Annotated in this window: 12 protein-coding genes and 1 tRNA gene; 5 read left to right on the top strand and 8 right to left on the bottom strand. The window is 75.0% G+C overall.

Annotation, left to right across the window (positions count from 1 at the left end; all coding sequences use genetic code 11):
- The first annotated feature begins 278 nt into the window (after window positions 1-278).
- Together EQG70_RS06635 and EQG70_RS06630 are read left to right on the top strand one after the other, a co-directional pair.
- Complete coding sequence (locus EQG70_RS06635; RefSeq protein WP_109268249.1) at window positions 279-2,330, top strand: TPM domain-containing protein; 2,052 nt, start codon at window positions 279-281, stop codon at window positions 2,328-2,330.
- Between the two features lie 154 nt (window positions 2,331-2,484).
- Window positions 2,485-3,228: a PspA/IM30 family protein gene (locus EQG70_RS06630; protein WP_017833616.1), complete on the top strand. Its 744-nt coding sequence runs from the start codon at window positions 2,485-2,487 to the stop codon at window positions 3,226-3,228.
- Window positions 3,229-3,349: 121 nt separating this feature from the next.
- On the opposite strand, the gene EQG70_RS06625 is transcribed toward EQG70_RS06630, so the two are convergent.
- From EQG70_RS06625 to EQG70_RS06615, 3 genes are all read right to left on the bottom strand, one after another.
- Window positions 3,350-3,426 (bottom strand) — tRNA-Met (locus EQG70_RS06625).
- Between the two features lie 46 nt (window positions 3,427-3,472).
- Entirely contained in the window at window positions 3,473-6,460 is a 2,988-nt protein-coding gene (locus EQG70_RS06620) for a UPF0182 family membrane protein (protein ID WP_109268071.1), read from the bottom strand.
- A gap of 157 nt (window positions 6,461-6,617) precedes the next feature.
- Window positions 6,618-7,697: a YlbL family protein gene (locus EQG70_RS06615; RefSeq protein ID WP_109222094.1), complete on the bottom strand. Its 1,080-nt coding sequence runs from the start codon at window positions 7,695-7,697 to the stop codon at window positions 6,618-6,620.
- Window positions 7,698-7,913: 216 nt separating this feature from the next.
- On the opposite strand from EQG70_RS06615, the gene EQG70_RS06610 reads away from it, so the two are divergent.
- A complete protein-coding gene (locus EQG70_RS06610; protein ID WP_109268072.1) occupies window positions 7,914-9,386 on the top strand; it encodes a zinc-dependent metalloprotease in 1,473 nt (490 codons plus the stop codon).
- On the opposite strand, the gene EQG70_RS06605 is transcribed toward EQG70_RS06610, so the two are convergent.
- On the bottom strand, window positions 9,362-9,931 hold the full coding sequence (locus tag EQG70_RS06605) for a M48 metallopeptidase family protein (protein WP_035927587.1): 570 nt from the start codon (window positions 9,929-9,931) through the stop codon (window positions 9,362-9,364). The two genes, EQG70_RS06610 and EQG70_RS06605, sit on opposite strands and share 25 nt — an antisense overlap.
- A gap of 163 nt (window positions 9,932-10,094) precedes the next feature.
- On the opposite strand from EQG70_RS06605, the gene EQG70_RS06600 reads away from it, so the two are divergent.
- Complete coding sequence (locus EQG70_RS06600; protein WP_167508864.1) at window positions 10,095-10,916, top strand: ThiF family adenylyltransferase; 822 nt, start codon at window positions 10,095-10,097, stop codon at window positions 10,914-10,916.
- Here the strand turns inward: EQG70_RS06600 and EQG70_RS06595 are convergent.
- A complete protein-coding gene (locus EQG70_RS06595; protein ID WP_017833443.1) occupies window positions 10,907-12,739 on the bottom strand; it encodes an ATP-dependent helicase in 1,833 nt (610 codons plus the stop codon). The two genes, EQG70_RS06600 and EQG70_RS06595, sit on opposite strands and share 10 nt — an antisense overlap.
- Window positions 12,733-13,818, bottom strand: a complete 1,086-nt coding sequence (gene nudC / locus EQG70_RS06590; protein WP_244296669.1) for an NAD(+) diphosphatase — start codon at window positions 13,816-13,818, stop codon at window positions 12,733-12,735. The genes EQG70_RS06595 and nudC overlap by 7 nt, the downstream gene beginning before the upstream one ends.
- 103 nt (window positions 13,819-13,921) lie before the next feature.
- Between nudC and EQG70_RS06585 the strand changes: the two genes are divergently transcribed.
- Entirely contained in the window at window positions 13,922-15,115 is a 1,194-nt protein-coding gene (locus tag EQG70_RS06585; RefSeq protein WP_167508863.1) for a phosphotransferase, read from the top strand.
- Here the strand turns inward: EQG70_RS06585 and EQG70_RS06580 are convergent.
- Window positions 15,091-18,579 (bottom strand): ATP-dependent helicase, encoded by a 3,489-nt coding sequence (locus tag EQG70_RS06580; protein ID WP_109268075.1) that lies wholly within the window; start codon window positions 18,577-18,579, stop codon window positions 15,091-15,093. The two genes, EQG70_RS06585 and EQG70_RS06580, sit on opposite strands and share 25 nt — an antisense overlap.
- 59 nt (window positions 18,580-18,638) lie before the next feature.
- Complete coding sequence (locus tag EQG70_RS06575) at window positions 18,639-22,073, bottom strand: ATP-dependent helicase (RefSeq protein WP_095650632.1); 3,435 nt, start codon at window positions 22,071-22,073, stop codon at window positions 18,639-18,641.
- Window positions 22,074-22,158 lie beyond the last annotated feature (85 nt).

Genomic DNA, 22,158 nt, shown 5'->3' with positions numbered 1-22,158 from the left:
GGGGTCTCCTCCTGGAAACGGACGGGCCCGGCGGTCCCCGGTGCGGACGGGGTGGCACGGGCGGCTCTGTCCCCAAGTATCCACGTCCGCACTGAGACGACGCTGAGAGCCCTGGCCGTTCCCCGGGCGCCGCCCGGACGGCGGCCGGGGACCGCCGGGGCCCGCCCGCAGGTCATCAGCCGCCTTGTGGTTTCGCCCTGCGCGTAGGTCCGGCGCCGATCGCCACGCCGTGACGCCCTCGCCCTAGAATCGGGAGCACCGACCACGTGAGGGAGATCATGCACTGGCGCCCCATTGCCCGCCGGACCGCCGCCGGCTGCGGCCTGACGCTCGCCCTGTTCGTACCCGCGGGAGCGGCTCTCGCCCAGCCGCCCGTCGACGTGCCCCCGGGCGAGCGGATCGTCGACGAGTCCGGGGTGCTGGAGGATCCCTCCGCGCTGGCCGCGGACGTGCGCGAGCTCGCCACCCAGGAGGGGATCACCCTCACCGCCGTGTTCGTCGACACCTTCACCGACCCCTCGGATCCCGACGAGTGGCTGCAGGAGTTCGCCGAGCTCAACGGGCTCGGCAGCTCGGACGCGGTGCTGGTCGTCGCCACGGAGGACCGGCAGCAGCGCTTCTCCGCGTACTCCACGGGGCCCCTCAGCACCGAGCAGCAGGAGCGCATCAACCGGCAGTTCATCACCCCGGCGCTCGCGGCCGACGACTGGGACGGCGCGGTCGAGGGGGCCGTCGAGGGCATCGAGACCGAGCTCTCCGGCGCCCCCGCCGGGACCGGGGAGAGCTCGGACGGGGGCGGCGCGGGCTTCGGCCTGCTCGGTCTCGGGGCGCTCGGCCTCGGCGGGCTCGCCGTCTACGGCATGGCCTCCCGCAACAAGAAGCGCCGGCAGCAGGGGTCCGCCCCGCAGGGCGGGCCCGGCGGCCGGGGCGCTCCGCAGGGTCCCGCCGGCCCCTACCAGGAGGTCCCGGTGCCGGAGCTGCGCAAGCGGGCCGGGGAGCTGCTGGTGTCCACCGACAACGCCATCCAGCACTCCGAGCAGGAGCTGGCCTTCGCCCAGCTGCAGTACGGGGACGAGCAGGTCGAGCCGTTCCGCCGCGCCGTCCAGGACGCCAAGAAGCACATGCAGGCCTCCTTCGCCCTCCAGCAGCAGCTCGAGGACCACATCCCCGATACCGAGGAGCAGCAGCGCGCCTGGCTCGGCGAGATCATCGCCCGCTCCCAGGACGCCCAGCGCCCGCTCCAGGAGCACCAGGAGGCGTTCAGCTCGCTGCGCCAACTGGAGTCCCGCGCCCCGCAGGCGCTCGAGGAGGTGCGGCGCCAGGCCGAGGCCGTGCGCCCCCGCTTCGGCACGGCCGACGCCCGGCTGCGGGAGCTCACCGCCCGCTACAACGACACGGCGCTCGCCCCCGTCAAGGACAACATCGACCAGGCCCGGGACCGGCTCGACTTCGTGGACACCGCCGTGGAGGAGGCCCGCACCGACCTCGCCGCCGGGCGCACGAGCGACGCCGTGCTGGACATCCGCGCCGCCGAGGAGGGCGTGGGGCAGGCCGGGGGCCTGCTCGACGCCGTGGAGCACGCGGCCACCGAGCTCGCCCACGCCGAGGAGTCCCTCAAGGACGCCGTGACCATCGCCCAGCGGGACGTCGCCGAGGCGGACGCCCTCGTCCGGCGCGGCTCCAACCCGGAGCTCGCCGGGGCGGTCGCCGGCGTCGGCGCCGTCCTGCGCACCGTCGAGGAGCAGATGGGCGCGGGACGGATCGACCCGCTCGGCCTGAGCCGGCGTCTGGCAGTGGCCAAGGACGAGCTCGACAAGGGGCTCGCGTCGGTGCGCTCCCAGAACGACCGGGACCGCTCCGCGCGGGAGACCCTCGCCCACACCCTCGTCTCCGCGCAGGCGCAGCTGAGCTCGGCGAGCGAGTACATCTGGGCCCGCCGCGGCGGTGTCGGCCCGGAGGCCCGCACCCGCCTCGCGGAGGCCGAGCGCTACCTGGAGGCCGCCCAGCAGGCCCGGAAGTCGGACCCCTCCGAGGCGCTGACCTGCGCCAACGAGGCCGTCCGGCTCGCCGGCGAGGCCCAGTACATCGCCCAGCAGGACGTCGACTCCTTCTCCTACGGCGGCTTCGGCACGCCCGTGGGGATGGGCGGCCACCGGGGCCGCTCCAACAGCGGTCTGGGCGGCGCGATGCTCGGCGGCATCCTCCTCGGCTCGATCCTCAACGGCGGCGGAGGCTTCGGCGGTGGCGGCGGAGGCTTCGGCGGCAGCTTCGGCGGCGGGTTCGGCGGTGGCGGCGGAGGCTTCGGCGGCGGCATCGGCGGCAGCTTCTGATCCGCGCCGACGGGCGCCCGCCGCCGGACGGGCACCGCGCACCGCCGCCCCTCTGACCCTCGTCCGCCCCGTGACCCCTGACCGACCCACCGTCCCCGACCGACCCATGATCCCGGGAGCCCCTCCCGGGAAGCACCAGAGGAGAGAAGGAACCATGATCAAGCAGTCCATCTTCGGCCGCATCGCCCAGCTCGCGAAGGCCAACATCAACGGCATGATCGACGCCGCCGAGGACCCCCAGCTCATGCTGGACCAGATGGTCCGCGACTACACCGAGAACATCCGCGAGGCCGAGGCCGCCGTCGCGCAGACCATCGGCAGCCTGCGCCTGCTCGAGCAGGACCACGCGGAGGACGTGCGCGAGTCCCAGGAGTGGGGCAACAAGGCCCTCGCGGCCTCGAACAAGGCCGAGGAGTACCGGGGCGCCGGCAAGTCCTCCGAGGCCGAGAAGTTCGACAACCTCGCCAAGGTCGCCCTCCAGCGCCAGATCCAGTACGAGACGGAGGCGCGCGGCGCCGAACCGCAGATCCAGTCCCAGACCCAGGTCGTGGAGAAGCTCAAGGACGGGCTCAACAAGATGCGGGGCAAGCTCCAGGAGCTGTCCAACAAGCGGGACGAGCTCAACGCCCGGCAGAAGACCGCGCAGGCGCAGTCGCAGGTCCAGGACGCGCTCAAGGCCTTCGACGTGCTCGACCCGACGAGCGAGGTCTCCCGCTTCGAGGACAAGATCCGCCGCGAGGAGGCCCGTGTCCTGGGCCAGCAGGAGCTCGCCGCGTCCTCCCTGGACGCGCAGTTCGAGTCCCTCGAGTCCCTGGGCCAGCAGTCGGAGATCGAGGCCCGGCTCGCCGCCCTGAAGTCCCGCAACGCCGAGCGGATCGTCTCCTCCGAAGAGGTCTGACCCCGCCCCGTCCCCGGGCACGGAAGAGCCCCCACGGCCGCGGCCGTGGGGGCTCCTTCCCGCCCGGGGTCCTCCGGGCAAGGCGAAGGCCCCCGGACCGTGACGGTCCGGGGGCCTTCTGTGGTTGCGGGGGCAAGATTTGAACTTGCGACCTCTGGGTTATGAGCCCAGCGAGCTACCGAACTGCTCCACCCCGCGGCGACATGTATGACTATACGTGCCGCGGGGTGGACCCGCAAATCGGCTACTCGGCGGGCTGCTCGGCCGGCTCCTCGGGGGCCAGGGCGCCCTCCGCCTCGGGGGCGACGACGCCGTCCGCCTCGAGCGCCCGCTCGATGGCGTCCTGCAGCCGCTGCTGGGCCTCGCCGTAGGACGTCCAGTCGCCGTCCTGCAGGGCCTCCTCGGACTCCTGGATCGCCTGGTTGGCGTCGCTGAGGGCGTCCTCGAGGCTGGCGCCGCCGGCCGGGGCCTCGGCCCCGTCCTCGCCGGCGCCGTCCGGGCTCCCGGCCTCCGCCTCGTCGACGCCCGCACCGGACGACGTCTGGGCCCCGGAGTCGCCCTGGAAGACCTCGTCGAGGGCCTCCTCGAGGGTCGGCGCGAAGCCCACCTCCTCGCCGAAGCCGACGAGCACGCGCCGCAGCGTCGGGTACGCGGCGTCGCCCGAGGACTGGACGTAGACGGGCTGCACGTAGAGCATGCCGCCGCCCGCGGGCAGGGTGAGCAGGTTGCCGTTGATGACCTCGGAGGCGCCCTGGCGGAGCAGGTTCAGCTCCGTGGAGACGTCGGTGTCCGAGTTGAACAGGTTCTGCGCCTGGCCCGGGCCGGGCACCACGGACGAGCGCGGCAGCTCCAGGAGGCGCAGCGTCCCGTACTCGTCGCTCTTCACGCCGTCCTCGCCGGTGCCGGCGTCGGAGTTGGCGGAGAGGTACCCGTACATCACGTTGCGGGTGTTGCCCGTCTCCGACTGCTGCGGGATGAAGGAGGTGGTGAGCGAGAAGTTGGCCTCCTCCTCACCGGGCATCCGCATCGACAGGTAGTACGGGGGCAGCGCCACGTCCGAGTCCTGCGTCGGGTCGTTGGGCACGGACCACACGTCGTCGTTCTGGTAGAAGCTGCCGGAGTCCGTGACGTGGTAGCGGTTGAGCAGCTCCCGCTGGACCTTGAACATGTCCTGCGGGTAGCGCACGTGCGCCATGAGCTCCGCCGACATCTCGGAGTAGGGCTTGAGCGTGCTCGGGAAGACGTTCTGCCACGCCTTCAGCACCGGGTCCTGGTCGTCCCACGCGTACAGGTTCACCGAGCCGTCATAGGCGTTGACCGTGGCCTTGACCGAGTTGCGGATGTAGTTGACCCGCTCCGGCGGCAGGGCCGCCGCGGCGCCCTGGGCGGTCTGCGTGTCCTGCGTCGCCTCCTGCAGCACCGACGGCGTCGAGTACGGGAAGGCGTCCGAGGTGGTGTAGGCGTCCACGATCCACTGGACCTGACCGTCGATGATCGCCGGGTACGGGGCGCCGTCGACCGTCAGGTACGGGGCGACCTTCTCGATCCGCTCGCGCGGGTCCCGGTCGTAGAGGATCTGCGACTCCGGGCGCACGGCGTCCGAGAGCAGCATGTCCGAGGACTGGAACTTGATGCCGTAGGCGAGCCGGTTGAAGAAGTTGCCGATGCTGGGCCCGCCGTTGCCGGCGAACGTCGTCTTGGCGTCGCCGGCCTCGTCGCCGGCCGTCTGCGGGCGGTCCAGCTCGAGGGGCTCGTCGCCCTCGGCGCCGCCCACGATGGAGTACAGCGGGGAGTTCTCGCCGAAGTAGATGCGCGGCTCGTAGTCGTCCGAGATCACGCCCCGGGACGGGATGCCGGACTGCATGAACTGCGGCTTGCCGTCCACCTCGACCCGGTTGCCGTAGGCGGCGACCACGCCGTAGCCGTGGGTGTAGACCACGTGCTGGTTGAACCACCCCTGGTTCTGGTCGGGGTTCAGCTCACGCGTGGCGATGACGGTGTCCTGGACCTCGCCGTCGATCTCGTAGCGGTCCACGTTGAGGGTGTCCGGGAACTGGTAGTAGGGGCGGAACTGCTGCAGCTGCGAGAACGCCGCCGAGACCACGTTGGGGTCCAGCAGACGGATGTTCGAGGTGGTCTCGGTGTCCTGGCGCAGGGCGCCCTGCTCGGTCTCCGTGGTGGCGTCGTACGGCATGACCTCGGCCGCGTCCAGCCCGTAGGCCGACCGGGTGAGGTCGATGTTGCGCTGGATGTACTGGCTCTCCAGGGCCTGCTCGGTGGGCGTGACCTGGAAGCGCTGGACGATCCACGGGTAGATCCCGCCTGCCACCACCGCGACCACGAGCAGCATCGCGGTGCCGATGATCGGCAGCCGCCAGCGGCCGATGAAGGACGCGACGACGAAGAGGATCGCGACGATCAGCGCGGCCGCCGCCAGGATCGCCTTGGTGGGGATCACGGCGTTGACGTCGGTGTACAGCGCGCCGGTCCACGTCCCGGACGTGGACTGCAGCGTGGAGTACCGGTCCAGCCAGAAGTTCGCGGCCTGGAGCAGCAGGAACAGCGCGGCCAGCACCCCCAGGTGCACACGGGACGCCCGGGTGGTGCTGAGCCCCCGCTCGGTGATCCGGATGCCGCCGTAGACGTAGTGCATCAGGATCCCCGCCACGCCGGCCAGCAGGATCGCCGAGACCAGGAACCCGATGAGGAAGCGCAGGAACGGGAGGGTGAAGACGTAGAAGCCGATGTCGAGGCCGAACTGCGGGTCCTCCTGGCCGAACGGCTCCTGGTTGAGGAACAGCAGCACGGTGTCCCACTGGGTCATCGCCGTGCTCGCCGCGAAGAGCCCGAAGAGCACGGGCACCACCACGATGGCGATCTTGCGGACCGGCTCGAGGGCCTCCTGGTAGCGGCGCAGGTTGTCGTCCACGATGGACTCGGCCGTGATGGGCCGGCTGCGGTAGGCGAGGAAGAGGCTGGCGAACATCAGCGCCGCCACGAGCACGGCGGCGACCACGAAGATCACGATCTTCGTGACGTTCTCGGTGACGAACACGCTGAGGTAGCCCAGCTGGTCGTACCACAGCACGTCCGTGTAGAGCTGCGTCAGTCCCACGAAGGCGGCCACGAGGACCAGGACGACCACGACCGTCGGCCACAGCGCACCCCGTTTCCGCCGCTGTCCTGCTGGCTGCTGCCTCGGTGGTCGGGGGGCTGTGGGTCCGGCGGTCACTGGTTACCTCTGCAATCGGGGTCGTTCGTCAGGTGTGGTGCGTGAAGTCGTGGGGTGCGGCCTGCGTCGAGGAGGAGCGCCGCCGGCGGGTCGCCGGGGCACCCCGTCCATTCTGCCCGCGGGCTTCTCGGGGGTGCAATCGTGCACACGGCGCCCGTCATCGGGCGGCGCACCCCGGCAGCGCGGAGAGGTCCCCGCCGCTCCCGGCGGCCTCGGCGGCGGCCACGGCGTCGTCGAGGGTGCGCACGGACACGACCGTCAGCCCCTCGGGGACGTGGCCCTGCGCCTCGGCGCAGTTGTCCGCCGGGGCGAGGAAGACCTCCGCCCCGGCCGCCGCGGCCCCCTCGAGCTTCTGCCGGATGCCGCCGATGGGCCCCACCTCCCCCTCCGGGGTGATGGTGCCGGTGCCGGCCACGTGCCGGTCCCCGGCGATCGAGCCCGGGGTCATCTCGTCGACGATCCCCAGCGCGAACATCAGCCCCGCGCTGGGCCCGCCGACCTCGTCGAGCTCGAACGCCACGTCGATCGGGAAGTCGTAGGCGGCCAGCAGGAACACACCGAGCTGCCAGTTCCCCGACGCCTCGTCGCGCACGGTGTCCACCTCGACGTCGCGCGGCGACCCGGCCCGCTCGACCTGCAGGGTGACGCCGCGCTCCCCCGCCGCGTCGAGAGCCGACTTGAGGGACGGCAGCGACGAAACGGGCTCCCCGTCCACGCCGCGCAGGACGTCGCCGTGCTCGAGCACCCCCTCCGCGGGGCCGCCCGGGACCGTGTCCTGCACGGAGAGCCGGGTGCTGAAGTCCTGGCCCAGGTGCGTCAGCGCGGCGGCGACCGAGTCCTCCTGCGAGCTGCTCATCGCCGCCATGCTGTACTGGTCGGCCTCCTCCCCCGACACGTCCCGGGGGTAGAGGGTGTCGGCCGGCACCACGGAGGCGGACGGGTCCAGCCAGGACCCGAGCACGGTGAGCACGTTGACGTTCTTGTTGGGCCCGCCGGTCACGTAGACCGTGGTCAGGTCCAGGACGGAGTCGCTCGGGTAGGTCGGGGCGCCGGAGACCCCCAGCAGCTGCCGGCCGTCGTGCTCCCCCACCGTGTTGAACGTGGGCCCGGGAGCCTCGATCACGAACGGGGCGGGCAGCACCGCCCCGGCCAGCAGCAGCCCGGCGGAGCCCAGCAGCGCCCAGGACTCGAGACCGCGGCGGCGCAGGGCGCGGCGCGGGCGGGGGGATGCGGTCACGGGCGGTCCTCGGCGTCGTCGTCGGAGGGACCGGAGGCTGTGAGGCCGCACGGTCCGGACGGTCCAGCTTATCGCGCGCGACCCGGCCCTGAGCTTCCAGCGAACTGGGAGTTGGCTCATGGTCGGCCCCGTCCGGTGCTCGCTACGCTGGGAGCAGAGACGTCGGGCGCGCCCGTGCCGCCCGATCCCCCGACCCGATCGAAGAACGGTGGACCCATGACTCCCCAGCCTCCCAACGACCGCCCCGGGAACACCCCGGGCGACGACTCCGGCGACGGCCCCAAGGACCCCTTCCAGGAGATGCTCGAGCGCCTCATGGGGCAGAGCGGGATGAGCCCGGAGGACCTCCAGCGCGCCGGCGTGCCGGTGGACCCCCAGGCGATGTCGATGATGTTCCAGCAGATCCAGTCCATGATGGGCGCCGGGGCGTCCGAGGGACCGGTCAACTGGAAGCTCGCCCACGACCACGCGCGGCAGATCGCCGCCGCCGACGGCGACCCGTCGGTGACCCCCGCCCAGCGCGGCGCGGTCGAGGACGCGATGCGCCTCGCCGAGCTGTGGCTGGCCGACCACACCGAGTTCGGCCAGACCTCGATCCGGCCCCAGGCGTGGTCCCGCGCGGAGTGGATCGAGGCCACCCAGGAGACCTGGAAGGACATGACGGGCCCGGTCGCGGAGTCCGTGACGAAGGCGCTCACCGACGCCCTCACCCAGCAGCTGCCCCCCGAGCTGTCCGCCATGATGGGCGGGGCCTCGGGGATGCTCGCGGGCGCCGGCGGGATGCTGTTCGGGATCCAGCTGGGCCAGGCCATCGGCGGCCTGTCCCGCGAGGTGCTGTGCTCCACCGACATCGGCCTCCCGCTCGCGGAGGGCCGCTCCGGGCTGCTGCCCGCCAGCATCAGGGCCTTCGGCGAGGGCCTGGACATCCCCGCGCAGGAGATCATGCTCTACGTCGCCGTGCGGGAGGCGGCGCACGTCCGGCTGTTCGCGGCGAACCCGTGGCTGCGCCAGCACATCCTGGACCTCGTCAAGCGCTTCTCCGCGGGGATCCACATCGACATGTCCCGCATCGAGGAGGCCGCCCGGGACATCGACCCGATGGATCCCTCGAGCATGCAGGAGGCCCTGTCCTCCGGGATCTTCGCCCCGCAGCAGACCCCGGACCAGGAGGTCACCCTCAAGCGGCTCGAGACGGTGCTCGCCCTCGTGGAGGGCTGGGTGCACGTGGTCACCGTCGCCTCGACCGCCAACCTGCCCTCCGGGGAGGCCCTGTCCGAGACCGTCCGGCGGCGCCGCGCCGCCGGCGGGCCCGCCGAGCACGCGTTCGGCTCCCTCGTGGGGCTCGAGCTGCGCCCGCGCCGGCTGCGCGAGGCCGCGCAGTTCTGGGAGTACGTCGGCGAGCGCCGGGGGGTGGAGGACCGGGACGGCCTGTGGGACGCCGCGGAGCTGCTGCCCACCGACGAGGACCTGGACGACCCCGCGGGCTTCACCGAGCGCCGCGGGCTGCTCACCGCGTCCGAGGACGAGGTCGACGCCGCGCTCCAGCGGCTGCTCTCGGGCGGCTACGAGGGCCCCGACGGCGGGCCCGGCGCGGACGGCGGTCCGGCCACGGACCCTGCTCCCGGCGCGGACGGCGGTCCCGGGCGGCCGGAGGACGACGGGCCTCAGGACGGGGACGGCTCCCGCTGATCCGCGCCGGCGCGTCCTGCGTGCCGGTGCGCCCACGCGGCGCCGTCCAGGAACGCCCGGGCCTTCTCGGCGAGGGGGTAGCGGGCCTCGAGCTCCCGGAACCGGGGACTGTGGTCGGCCTCGAGCAGGTGCGCGAGCTCGTGCACCAGCACGAAGTCGAGCACCCACTCCGGGGCCTGCTGGAGCTGCGCCGAGATCCGGATGACGCCGGTGGCCGGCGTCGCGGAGCCCCACCGGGTGTGCTGCCGCCCGGACCACCGCACGTCCGAGGGCCGGGCCCGGCCGTCGAGGTGTCGCCGCGACAGCTCGTGGGCGCGCTGCAGGAGGTGGTCGTCGGAGCGCCGGTCGGCGCCCTTGGCCGCCTCGCGGCGCCGGCGCTCCACGACCCGGGGCACCAGCTCGCGGGTCCAGTGCTCGATCTCCCGCCGGGTGGCCGTCTGGGGGACCGAGAGCACCACCGTGTCCTCGCTCCAGTGGGCGGACACGGTCTTGCGCCGGCGGGCGGAGCGGCGCACGACGACCTCGGGCTGTGACGGTACGGGCATGGGGCCATTGAACACGCCGCGGGCACGGGCCGCGAAACGCCGGCCCGCGCCCATGTGCACGGCGCTCCGCCGTGCACTGTGGACGACCCGCCGGCGGGCGCGCCGCGGGCACGGTCCGGGCGAGAGTGACGACGTCCCGCCCGCGCGTCCCGGAAGGCGTCCCGTGCCCACCACTCCGTTCCCCGGCCCTCCTCAGGGTTCCCCGCACGACCCGGAACTGCGCCTGTCCTGTCTCGAGCGGCCCCGTCCGGACGAGGTGCACGTCCTGCTCCTGGGCCTGGACGGTCTCGCGGCGGCGCTGGCCGTGCGCCTGCTGCGCTGCGGCGTGCTCGGGCTCAACGTCAGCGACACCGCGCCCGTCGCGGCCGCCGACCTCGGGACCGGCGCGTACCGGCCCGCGGACGTCGGCCGGTCCCGCGAGGCGGCCCTGCGCCGGCGGCTGCGCGAGCTCGACCCCCGGTGCGCCCCCGTCAGCGCGCCGGAGCTGTTCCCCGGGGCGCTGCTGCCGGGCACGGTCGTGGTGCACAGCTCCGGGCGGCCCGCCCCGGACGGCCGGCTCCCGCCCGGAGCGGTGGAACCGGAGGCGTGGGCGGGGATCGACCCCCGCCACCCGGTGGTGTCGCTGCACCACGCCGACGGGGTCCTGCTGCGCTGGCCCACCGTGCCCTGGGCGCACCGGCCCTGCCCGGACTGCGTGCGGGCGACGCTCGAGCACACGCAGCCCCGCACGGCGCCGCACGGCCCCGCCGCCGTCCTCGCGGCGTGGGCGGGCGCGGCCCACGCGGAGGCCGTCGCGGTCCGCCTGGCCGTCGAGGTGCTCGCGGTGGCCCTGGACTCGCTGTGCGGCGCCGGAGCCGAGGGGCACGGGCACCGGGAGCAGGGCGGCGCGGGACGCGCCGCCTTCTACGCCCCGCCGTGGCCGGACGCGGTGTCCTGGCCGGAGCCGGACCGGAGCCGGTGCCTGTGCGGGCTCGATCAGGCGTGAGCGCGGGCGCCGCCCGGGCGGGACCGGCGCGGGGCCGGGCGGTCTCCGCCGGTCTCCCGCAGGGCGTCGAGGAAGCGTGAGGGCTTGCGCGTGGGCCGGCCGCCCGGGGTGCGGGACAGGGTCCAGGACAGCACGAGGTGCTCCCGGGCGCGGGTGATGCCCACGTAGAGCAGCCGGCGCTCCTCGTCGATCTCGTCGGCGGTCTCGGCGAAGCCGATCGGCATGAGCCCTTCGCTGAGGCCCGCCAGGAACACGGCGTCCCACTCGAGGCCCTTCGCCGAGTGCAGGGACGCCAGGGTCACCCCATTCATCACGGGAGCGTCCTGCTGGGCCATGCGCCGCTCGAGCTCCGCGGCGAAGTCGGGGAGCACGAACTGCTCCTCGCGGGCGGCGGCCTCCGCGGCCATCCGGTCCGCGAGGGAGACCAGCGCGGCCAGCGACTCCCACCGCTCGCGCACCGCGCCCGTGGAGCGCGGCGCGCGGTCCGAGTAGCCCAGCGAGGAGAGGATGTCGCGCACCAGGCGCGTGGGCTCGTCCGAGGCCTCGGCGGCCCGCGCCGCCGTGCGCAGCTGCACCACGGCCTGCTTGACCTCCGGCCGGTTGAAGAACCGCTCCGTGCCGCGCAGCTGGAAGCCGATGCCCGCCTCCGCGAGCGCGGTCTCGAAGGCCTGCGACTGCCCGTTGGTGCGGAAGAGGACGGCGATCTCGGACGCGGGCACACCGTCGTCGACCAGGTCCCGGATGCGCGCCGCGGTCCCCGCCGCCTCGGCCTCGTCGTCCGCGTACTCGTTCCAGGACGGGGGCGGCCCGTCCGGGCGCTGCGCCACGAGGCGCAGCGGCGTGGCCCAGGCGCCGGGGGTCGAGCCCCGCGCCGGCCGGCGGGCCGCGAGCAGACGATTGGCGGTCTCCACGACCTGCGGGGTGGAGCGGTAGTCGCGCACGAGCTCGATCACCCGCGCCTGCGGGTGCCGGGCCGGGAACTCGAGCAGGTGCCGGGAGGTGGCCCCGGTGAACGAGTAGATCGTCTGGGAGGCGTCGCCCACCACGCAGACGTCGTCCCGGCCCCCGAGCCAGGCGTCGAGGAGACGCTGCTGCAGCGGGGAGACGTCCTGGTACTCGTCGACCACGAAGTGCCGGTACTGCTCGCGCACGGTCGCGGCGACGCGCTCGTCCTCCTCGAGCACGGCCACCGTGAGCAGCAGGACGTCCTCGAAGTCGATCAGGTGCCGGTCGGTCTTGAGCTCCTCGTAGGACTGGTACAGGCGCTGGACCGTGCGCACGTCGTAGTTCAGCGGCATCTCCCGCCCGGCCGCCCGCGTCGGATAGGTGTCGGGGGTCAGCATCGAGACCTTGGCCCACTCGATCTCGGCGGCGAGGTCCCGCACGGCCGCGCGGTCCGTGGACAGGCGCATGTTCTGCGCGGCCTCGGTGATGAGCCGCGCCTTGTGCTCCACGAGCCCGGGCAGGGGCCCGCCCACGGCCTGGGGCCAGAAGTACTGCAGCTGGCGCAGGGCCGCGGCGTGGAACGTGCGCGTCTGCACCCCGGCGGCCCCGAGCTCGCGCAGCCGGTTGCGCATCTCGTTGGCGGCGCGGGCGGTGAACGTCAGGGCCAGGACCTTCTGCGGGGTGTAGACGCCCGTGGCGATGCCATAGGCGATCCGGTGGGTGATGGCCCGGGTCTTGCCCGTGCCGGCGCCCGCGAGCACGCACACGGGTCCGCGCAGCGTGGTCGCGACCTCCCGCTGCTCGGGGTCCAGGCCGGCGAGGATGCGCTCCTCGAGGGTCGACTCCACGTCCGTGCCGGTCTCGCTGCTGGTCACCACGCGGTCTCCGGCAGGTCCTCGCCGAGCCAGTGTGCGATGAGCGCGTGCGCGATCGAGACCCGCCCGGGCAGGGTCACGGACCCGGTGCGCGCCGCCTCCCGCAGCTGAGCCCGCGTGAACCAGCGCAGCTCCAGGATCTCCTGGCCGTCCGGGACGGCCGCGCCGGAGCGCACCACGGCGCGGCAGCCGAGCATCAGGGAGCGCGGGAACGGCCAGGGCTGGGAGCCCAGGTACTGCACGTCCCCCACGGTCAGGCCCGCCTCCTCGGCGACCTCGCGGACCACGGCCTGCTCCAGGGACTCCCCCGGCTCCACGAACCCGGCGAGGGTCGAGAACCGGTTGCCCTTCCAGAGCGCGGAGCGGCCGAGCAGCAGCCGCTCCCGGTCGGGGTCGGGGTCGCCGTCACTGACCGCCACGATGATCGCGGGGTCGGTGCGCGGGAAGTGCAGCGACTCGTCGTTGGGGCACCGCCGGGCCCAGCCGGACCGGATCACCTCGGTGGGCTCCCCGCACTGCGGGCACCGGGGGTGGTCCCGGTGCCACAGTCCCACGGACTGGGCGGTGACGAGCAGCGAGGTGTCCCGGGTCGGGAGCACCGGGCCGAGCTCCCGCAGGCCGGCCCAGCGCAGCTCCTCCCCGCGCCGGCCGGAGGCGAACGCGGTGACGGCCGCCACAAGGGGCTCGGGCACCGCGAAGGGCTCCGCCGCGGCGTCCTCTCTCCCGGGCTCGGGGGCGGCGACGGCGCGCAGCAGGACGCGGGGGCCGGGGGCCCCGTCGGCGCCGGGCAGCCGGCCCAGGTAGACCTCCGGCCGGCGCGGGTCGTGGGGCACGGCCGGGAGCTCGGCCGCGGGCACCAGGACCAGGGCGTCCCCGGCCACGGGGGCGAGACCGCCCGCGAGCACGAGCACGAGCGTGGTGGGGTCCTGCGCGGCGAGCACGCGCACGTCGTGGAGCTCACGGTCGACGGCGTCGCGGTCGAAGGCCGTCGCCGCGAACGGCAGGCGGGCCGGCGAGAGACGCTCGGGGGCGGGCACGGGGCGGGAGCCGGAAACGGGCTCGGAAGGGGTGGAGGCGGGCACGTCCCCCACTGTAGCGACCCGGGCGGACCACGGGTCCGGCGGGTGGGGACGGGGACGGCCGCCGGACCTCTTGCAGGGCCGGGCCTCTTGTAGGGTGGACGGCGTGAGCACGTCCCTCGAGCACCTGGCCGCCGTCGCCGCCGCAGGCGTCCCCGGACTCGCACCCGTGGCCGTGGGGCCCTCCCCCGACGACGACGCCGACTTCCGCTCCGCCGTGGTCCTCGACGCCTCCGGCCGGCGCTGGCGGGTGCGTTCCCCGCTGAGCCCCGAGGCGAGCGTCCGCCTGGAGACCGAGCACCTCGTGCTCCGCTCCTTCACCCCCGCCGTCCGGTCGCGTCTCCCGTTCCTGGTCCCCACCGCCGCCGGCTCCGTGGCGCACGGGGACCTGCACGCCTTCGTGCACTCCCACATCGAGGGCGCCCCGCTGGACATCGACGCGCTCGCCCGCATGGCCGCCGAGCCGGACCCCGAGCACCACCGGCACGTGCCGAGCGCCGAGCCGCCCCCGACGCTCACCGTGCAGCTCGGGCGGCTCCTGGCAGCGATCCACGCCCTGCCGACCGCGCTGGTCCTGGACGCCGATCTGCCCGGCTACACCGCCGAGCAGTGCCGGCAGCGGCGCCGCACGGAGCTGCACCGGGCCGCCGACACGCGGCGCGTGCCGGCCGCGCTGCTGCACCGGTGGGAGCAGGTCCTGGAGGACCGTGCCGTGTGGCGGTTCCAGCCGCGCGTGGTCCACGGCGACCTGCAGGAGGACGACCTCGTGATCTCCCGCGGACGGGTGCGCGGGGTGACCGGGTGGACCGACCTGCACGTGGGGGATCCCGCCGAGGACTTCGCGTGGCTCTTCGCGGCGCGCGACGCCCGCCTCGCCGAGGGGGTGCTCGAGGCCTACGCCGCGGCCTGCCGCCGCACGTCCTTCCAGGCGCCCGACGGGGCACCGGACCCGCACCTGCTGGACCGGGCCCGGCTGGAGGCCGAGCTCGCCCTGGCGCAGTGGCTCGTGCGCGGCGTGGACCGCGGCGCGCAGGACCTGGTGGCCGACGCGGAGCAGATGCTCGCCACGCTCGAGCAGGACGTCGCCCGGCGCCCCGAGCCGGTCGCGGCCGCCCCGGAGACCGCGCCGGCGGCCCCGGGGCAGGACGACGCCTCCCAGGACGCGGCCCCGGACCGCGCGCCCGGGGACACCGCCGCGGAGGATCCCGCCCCGGCCGGCGGCCCCGAGGCCCCCTCCGGCCGGACGCCGCCGACGGGACCGGGCGGCGGCCCCGCTCAGGGGCGCAGCACCACGTCGTAGGCCTCCCGGACCACCGCCTCGAGCTCCTCGGCCCCGGACAGGTCGTGCGGACGGACGACCCGGTCCTCGGCCACGTAGTAGAACGCGGCGGTGACCTCCTCGAGCGGGACGGCCCGCAGCCGGGACCACGCGAGCCGGTACACGGCCAGCTGCGCCGACCGCTCCTGCAGCTCCCGGCCGGAGGGTGCCCGCCCGGTCTTCCAGTCGAGCAGTTCCCACGTGCCGTCGCCGTTGCGGAAGACGGCGTCCACCCGGCCGCGGACCGTGACCCCGGCGATCGGGGTCTCGAGGGGGAACTCCACGGCGTACGGCTGGCGGTCGGCCCACGGGCTGGAGCGGAACGTCGCCGCGAGCTCGGGGAGGTCGTAGGCCGCGTCGACGTAGTCGTCGGCGGTCCCGGGCAGCTCCCCGACGTCGAAGATCGCGGAGCTGCCGTAGTACTGCTCGATCCAGGCGTGGAAGGTGGTGCCGCGCCGCGCCGCGGTGCCGGGCCGGCGCGGCATGGGCCGGCGCAGGCCCGACACGACCTCGAGTGGATCGCGCGCGAGCGCCACCAGGGTCGAGGCCGAGACGTGGGACGGCATGGGGACGGTCCGCTCGGCCCGGCCGTCCTCGTGCCGGGCGAGCAGGATCTTCGCCTCCTCGGACCACCGGCGCGGGTCCGGCGCGAGCCCGTCCCGCTCCGCGACGCCGAGCAGGTCCTCGACGTCGAGGTCCGCGGTGTCCTCGAAGCCGCGCTCCCGCACCGCGCGGGCGGCCCGCTCGAGCACGGCCCGGCGGCCCCGGTACGGGGGCGGGCTCACGCGCACGGCGCTGTGCCCGTACTCGTCCGTCACGGTCTCGGTGACCTCGGGGCCCTCCAGCGGGTCGTACGGCCAGGGGGCGCTCAGCACGGTGGCGGCGGCCGGGTTGCGGGCCCCCTCCGGGACCTCGGCCCAGGGGCCCGGGCGGACGGACGGCTCGGGGCCCTCGGTGAGCGGTGCCAGCTCCGCGACGAACACGGAGGGCTCCTGGCCCTTCGCGGCCGTGCCCCGGAACACGGTGCAGGACAGTTCCAGGACCTCGCGGGCCCGGGTCACGGCCACGTAGGCGAGACGGCGCTCCTCGTCCTCGGCGTGCTGGGCGGCGAGCTCCAGGAACTCCGTGTGGGACTCCTCGAGGGCCTTGAGGTCGCTCGTGTCCACGGCCCACTGCGGCAGGAACCGGGCGTCACCGCGCAGCGGCCAGGCCAGGGTCCCGGTGTCGAGGGTCCAGCGGGAGGGCCGGTCGGTCGGGAAGTTCCCGGCGTTGAGTCCCGGGACGTAGACGTGGTCCCACTCGAGGCCCTTGGAGGCGTGGACCGTGACGAGCTGGACGGCGTCGTGCCGCGTGCGGTCGGGGCCGGGCTCGAGCCCGTTCTCCTCCGCCAGGGTGACGTCGAGCCACGCGAGGAACGCCGAGACGTCGCTGCTCGCGGAGAACGCGGTGAAGGACTGCGCGGCCTCGTGGAACGCGTCCAGGTTGCGCCGCGCCTGGTGGACGGGGCGGTGGGGGTGCGCGGCGACCTCGACGTCGAGGCCGAGCACCGTCTCCACCTCGTGCAGCAGGCTCGGCAGGTCGTCGGAGAGGAAGGAGCGCAGGTGGTCCAGCTCCGTCCGCAGCCGGATCAGGCGCTCCCGCGCGGTCTCGGACAGGGTGCGGGCGTGCGCGGACATCCAGCCCGGCCACGGGAGGGTCTCCAGGGCCTCGATCAGCGACGCGTGGTCGGAGAGGTCGGGCTCGACGAGGGCGTCCTCCTGGGCCTCCTCCGCGGTGACCGGGCTCTCGAGGTCCTCGGCCCGGCCCGCCTGCGCGGCCTCCGTGCGGCGGCGTTCCAGGTGGGACGCCCAGTCGGCGAGGGCCATGAGATCCCGGGTCCCGATCCGCCAGCGGGCCCCCGCGAGCAGCCGCACGAGCGCGTCCGAGCGGCCGGGGTCGTCCAGCACCCGGAGGGTCGCGACGACGTCGGAGACCTCCGGCGTGCTGAGCAGCCCGCCCAGGCCCACGACCTCGTAGGGGATGCCGCGGGCGGCGAGCTCCCGGCGCACGGGCTCGATCTGGGAGCGCTTGCGGCAGAGCACCGCCATGGTGGGCATCTGCTCCTCCGGGTCGCCGCGGTGCTGCTCCCGGCGCTCCCGGACGCGCTCCGCGAGCGCGACGGCCTCCTCGACGTCGGTCGCGTACCGGCTGATCCGCACCCGGCCGGTGCCCGCCCCGGGACGCGGGGTGAGCTCGGGGACGGCGAGGGAGGACGTGCTGCGCGCCCACGCCGGCAGGGTCCGCAGGGGCGCGGCGATGGTGTTGGCGACGTCCAGGATGCTCGCGTCGTTGCGCCACGCCGTGGTGAGGAAGCTGGGCTCCCCGTCCTGGCCGGGCGCGACCGGGAAGGAGTCGTAGAAGCCGAAGAGCTGCCCGGAGGAGGCCCCGCGGAAGCCGTAGATCGACTGCTGGGGGTCGCCCACGGCCATCACGGAGTGCCCCTGCCCGAAGAGCGCGGCGAAGAGCCGCAGCTGGGCGTGCGAGGTGTCCTGGAACTCGTCGAGCAGCACCACCCGGTGTCGCTCCCGCTCGGTCCGGCGGGCTGCCGGGTCCTGCTCCGCGAGCCGGGCGGCGGCGGAGAGGAGGTCGCCGAAGTCCATGGCCTGGGCCTCGCGCTTGCGCCGGGCGAAGTCGGCCACGAGCTCGGCGAGGACCCACGCGGTGCGCTGGTTGTCCTCGACCTTCTTCAGCTGGGCGCCCAGGGTCTTCTTCCGGCGCCCCGGCGGTGTCGTGGCCAGCGCGCCGAGCAGCTCGGCCGCGAAGCGCTCCACGTCCGCCGGGTCCACGAGGTGCTCCGCGCACGCCGAGGCGAGGTCGAGGACGGCGGCGACCATGGTCGACTTCGCGGGCATGGTCTCGAGCAGCTCCCCGGTCCAGGCCTCCACGGTCTGCGCGGCGAGCTGCCACGTCCGGGCCTGGCCCAGCAGCGTGGTGTCCGGCTCGATCCCGATCCGCAGCCCGTAGTTGCGCACGAGCGTGTTGGCGTAGGAGTGGTAGGTGCTGACCGTGGGGTCCTGGGGAGCGGCCGGGAGGTCGTCCTCCTCGGTGTGGGCCGGAGCGACGAGCCCCTGGGCGCGCAGCCGGGCGAGCCGGGAGCGCATGCGCTCCCCCAGCTCGCCGGCGGCCTTGCGGGTGAAGGTCACGCCGAGGACCTGGTCCGGGGCGACGACCCCGTTGGCCACGAGCCAGACCACCCGGTCGACCATGGTCGCGGTCTTGCCCGAGCCCGCGCCCGCGACCACCAGCCGGGGGGTGAGCGGGGCCGAGATCACGGCCGACTGCTGGGCCGTGGGGAGGTTGCCGCCGAGCAGCTCGGCCAGCTCCTCGGGACTGTACCGGGGCTCGACGCCGCCGTAGGGGTGCTCGGCGGCGTCGAGCCGGGTGCGGTCGTCGGGGGCGTCGGTCATGGGCGCTGTCGTCTCCTGCTGTCCGGGTGGGACGGGGCCGGGATCCGTCCGAACGGTCCTCACGGTTCGCTCACCTGCCGCCCCTCGGCGCACAGCGGGCAGATCTGCGGCAGCTTGCACCCGTGCCCGTTGAAGGCGCCCTCGGCCTGGTCGTGGCGGGCGGTGAACCGTTCCCCGGCCACGAGCTCCGCGGCCCGGGTGATCAGGTCCCGCGCCCACGTGGCGTCCGGGTCGAGGGGGTCCTGCTGCTGCACGGAGGGGGACTTGGCCCGGGTGCCGAGCTGGACGAGCAGGGCGCCGCCGGAGAGCTCCGTCACGGTGCCGCCGGGCAGCTCGAGGACGGTCTCGTCCTGACCCGCGACCATGGCTGTGCCCGCTCCCGCCGTGAGCGCCACCTGGTAGGCCGCGAGCTGCGGGTGCTCGGCGATCTTCGCCCCGGCGGGCTGGTTCCGGCCGGTCTTGAGGTCGACGACGACGTAGCGGCCCTGCTCGTCGAGCTCCAGGCGGTCCACGCGGCCCCGGAGCAGGGCGTCGCGCGCCCGCCCCTGGACGAGCACGCTGAACGCCCCCTCCACGGAGGCCAGCCGGCGGCCGTGCTTGCTGCGGGCGTCCAGGACGTACTGGGCGAACTTGCGCAGCATCTGCCGGGCCCGTTCGAGCTGGACCGCGGACTCCCAGGTCTCCGGCAGCCCCAGCGTGGGCCAGCGGCGCTCGAGCTCGGCGACGAGCTCGGTGCCCGACGCCTCCGGCAGCTCCTCGGCGATGGCGTGCACGAGTGAGCCGAGGCTGCGGCTGAGGTCGGTCGCGGCCTCGGCCCGCGAGGCGGCCACGAACCAGTCGAGCGGGGACCGGTGGATGGTCTCGATCCGGGACGGGGAGACGGGCACGGGGACCCCGTCGTCGAAGACGGGCGCCGTGCTGGAGAGTTCCGCGGCGCCCCACCAGGTGTCGGGGTGGGCGCCGGGCACCGGGCGCGGGGAGGAGGAGATGCGGTGGAGCAGCCGGGCCGCGGCCTCCGAGCGCACGGGGTCCTCCTCGTGCAGCTGGACCCACTGCCGCAGCTCGGCCACGAGGGCGCGCAGGGTCATGGGCCGGGGGGCGTCCACCACGGCCCGGGCGCCGTCCCCGGGCCGCGAGCCCGGGGGGTCGACGAGGTCGAGGAACTCCGAGGGCTGCTCGTCCTCGCCGGAGGCCGCCGTGACCACGAGCGTGCCGCAGCTGCGGGAGACGGCGGCGGAGAAGGAGCGCAGCTCGTCGTGGCGGACCTCGCGCATGCGGGTGACCGGGGTGACCCGCGCGGCCTGGTCGACGCCGAGGTCGAGCGCGTCCGTGAGCAGGTCCGCGCCGAGCAGCTGCCCGCGCAGGCGGGTGTTGGGCCACACGCCCTCCTGCACGCCGGCGACGAAGACCACCGGCCACTGCCGGCCCGCGGCGGTGGCGGGCGTCATGATCTCGACCGTCTCGTCGGTCGGGGCGCGGGCGGCCAGGGTGTCCATGGGCAGCTCCTGGTTGTCGATGTAGTCCAGGAACTGGGCGGGGCCGGCCCCGGGAAGGTGGTCCACGTAACGCTCGGCGGACTCGAACAGGCCCACCACGGCGTCGAGGTCGCGGTCGGCCCGCTCCCCCGCCGGGCCGCCCTCCAGTGCCCGGCGCCGCCAGGACTCGGCGACCCCGGCCGCCTCCCACAGCGCCCACAGGACGGTCTCGGCCGTGGCGCCCTCCTCCCGGAGGGCACGGGTCCCGGCCGCGAGCATCCGGGCGATCCGGCGGGCCGGCACGGAGCGCACGCCGGCGGCGTCGAGCGCCCCGGGGGCCACGAGGGCCTCCACGAGCAGGTCGTCGCTGGTGCGCAGACCCCCCGCGGCGAGCTCCTCCGCCCGGAGCCGCTGGCGGAGCCGGCGGACGTCCATCGGGGAGGCGTTGCCGATCCGCGAGGAGAGCAGGTCGACGGCCGCCTGGACCGTGAGGGCGCCGAAGTGCGCGTCCTCCTCGCGGTCCGCGGCCGCCGCGGCGGCCTCGGTCACGATGCGCAGGGCACCCAGCAGCGGGCGCACCGCGGGCTCGTCGCGCACCGGCGTCTCCGCGGCGGAGGTGCTGACGGGCACCCCGAGGGCGGAGAGCTGGCGCTCGAGCCCCTCCAGGTAGCGGCCGTTGCGCACGACCACGGCCATGTCCGCCAGCGGGACGCCGTGCACCAGGTGGCGCTCCAGGACCTGGTGCGCGATCCAGCGGGCCTCGTGCAGCGGTGAGGAGAGCACCACCGTGGTGACCTCTCCGGGCGCCGCGCGGTCTCCGGTGCCGTCCACCGCGACGTCGGCCGGCGCGGTCGCGGTGTCCGCGCCGTGGCCCGTGTCCGCAGCGCCCGGGGCGCTCCCGGCGGGCCGGAGGGCGCGGGGGTGCCGGGCCCCGGCCACGGCGGGGATCCGCTCCGCCACGCGCTGCCACACCTCCGCGACGGCCCCGGGCATCCGCCGGCTCGTGCCCAGGGGGTGCCGCCGCAGGGGGCGCGCGGGCTCGGCGAGCCGGTCCTCGAGGGTGCGCAGCAGGTCGGGGCGGGCCCCGCGGAAGCCCTGGACCACGGTGTCCGTGCAGGCGGTCAGCACGGTGTCCCGTCCCCGGCACAGCACGGCGAGCAGCCGGTGGATCGAGGGCGTCGCCTCGTGCAGGTCGTCGACGAGCACGAGGTCGAGGCGCTCCTGCTCGGCCCGCAGGAACTCCGGCTGCTCCTCGAGGACCCGCGCGGCCTCCGTGACGAGGGCCGCCGGGTCGTAGGACTCCGGCATCCGCAGCCGGCGCACGGCCTGGTACTCGGCCTGCATCGTGGCGGCCGCCGCCCAGTCCGGGCGCTCCAGGCGCCGGGCGAGGCGGCGGAGGTCGTCGGGGGCGAGGTCGTACTCGGACATGCGGTCGAAGAGCTCGCGCACCTCCTGCCGGAAGCCGCGGGTGGCGAGCGCCTCCCGGAGGTCCGGGGGCCACACGACGGGGGCCCCGAAGCCGGCGGCGTGCCCGGCCATGAGCTCGCCGATCAGCACGTCCTGCTCCGGGCCGGACAGCAGCTTGGGTCCGTGCGCGACGCCCGGGAGCAGTCCCTGGTTCTGGGCCCGCCGGAGCAGGTCGAAGGCGTAGGACTGCCAGGCCCGCACGGGCGGGGAGCTCATGGTGGCCGAGACCGCGGCCGTGAGGTCGTCCCGCAGCCGGGCCGCCGAGAGCCGGGACGGCGTGAGCACGAGCAGCCGGTCCGGGTCCAGGCCCCCGCCGATCCGGCGGGCCGCCAGCTCCACGAGCACCCGGGTCCGCCCGGTCCCGGGGCCGCCGAGCACGAGCCGGGGGCCGCACCCGGCCGGGAGCCCGGCGATCTCCTCCTGCTCGGGGTTCGGCCGCCACGGGGCGCGCTCCGGCGCGGAGCCGTGCGGCGGCACCAGGGTCCAGCGCACCGGCCCCGCCCCGGGCAGGGCGGAGCTCGTGGCGTGGGTGCTGTCCTCGGTGTGCCGCATGGGTCTCATCTCATCACGGGACTCCGACGGTCTAAGCGCTCCGCGTCCGTGCGTACCCGGACGGTTCCGGACCGGTGCGCACGGA

Source organism: Kocuria rosea (assembly GCF_006094695.1).
Classification (GTDB): domain Bacteria; phylum Actinomycetota; class Actinomycetes; order Actinomycetales; family Micrococcaceae; genus Kocuria; species Kocuria rosea.
The sequence above is the reverse complement of the archived record's forward strand: the minus strand, read 5'-3'. Positions and strand labels throughout refer to the sequence as shown.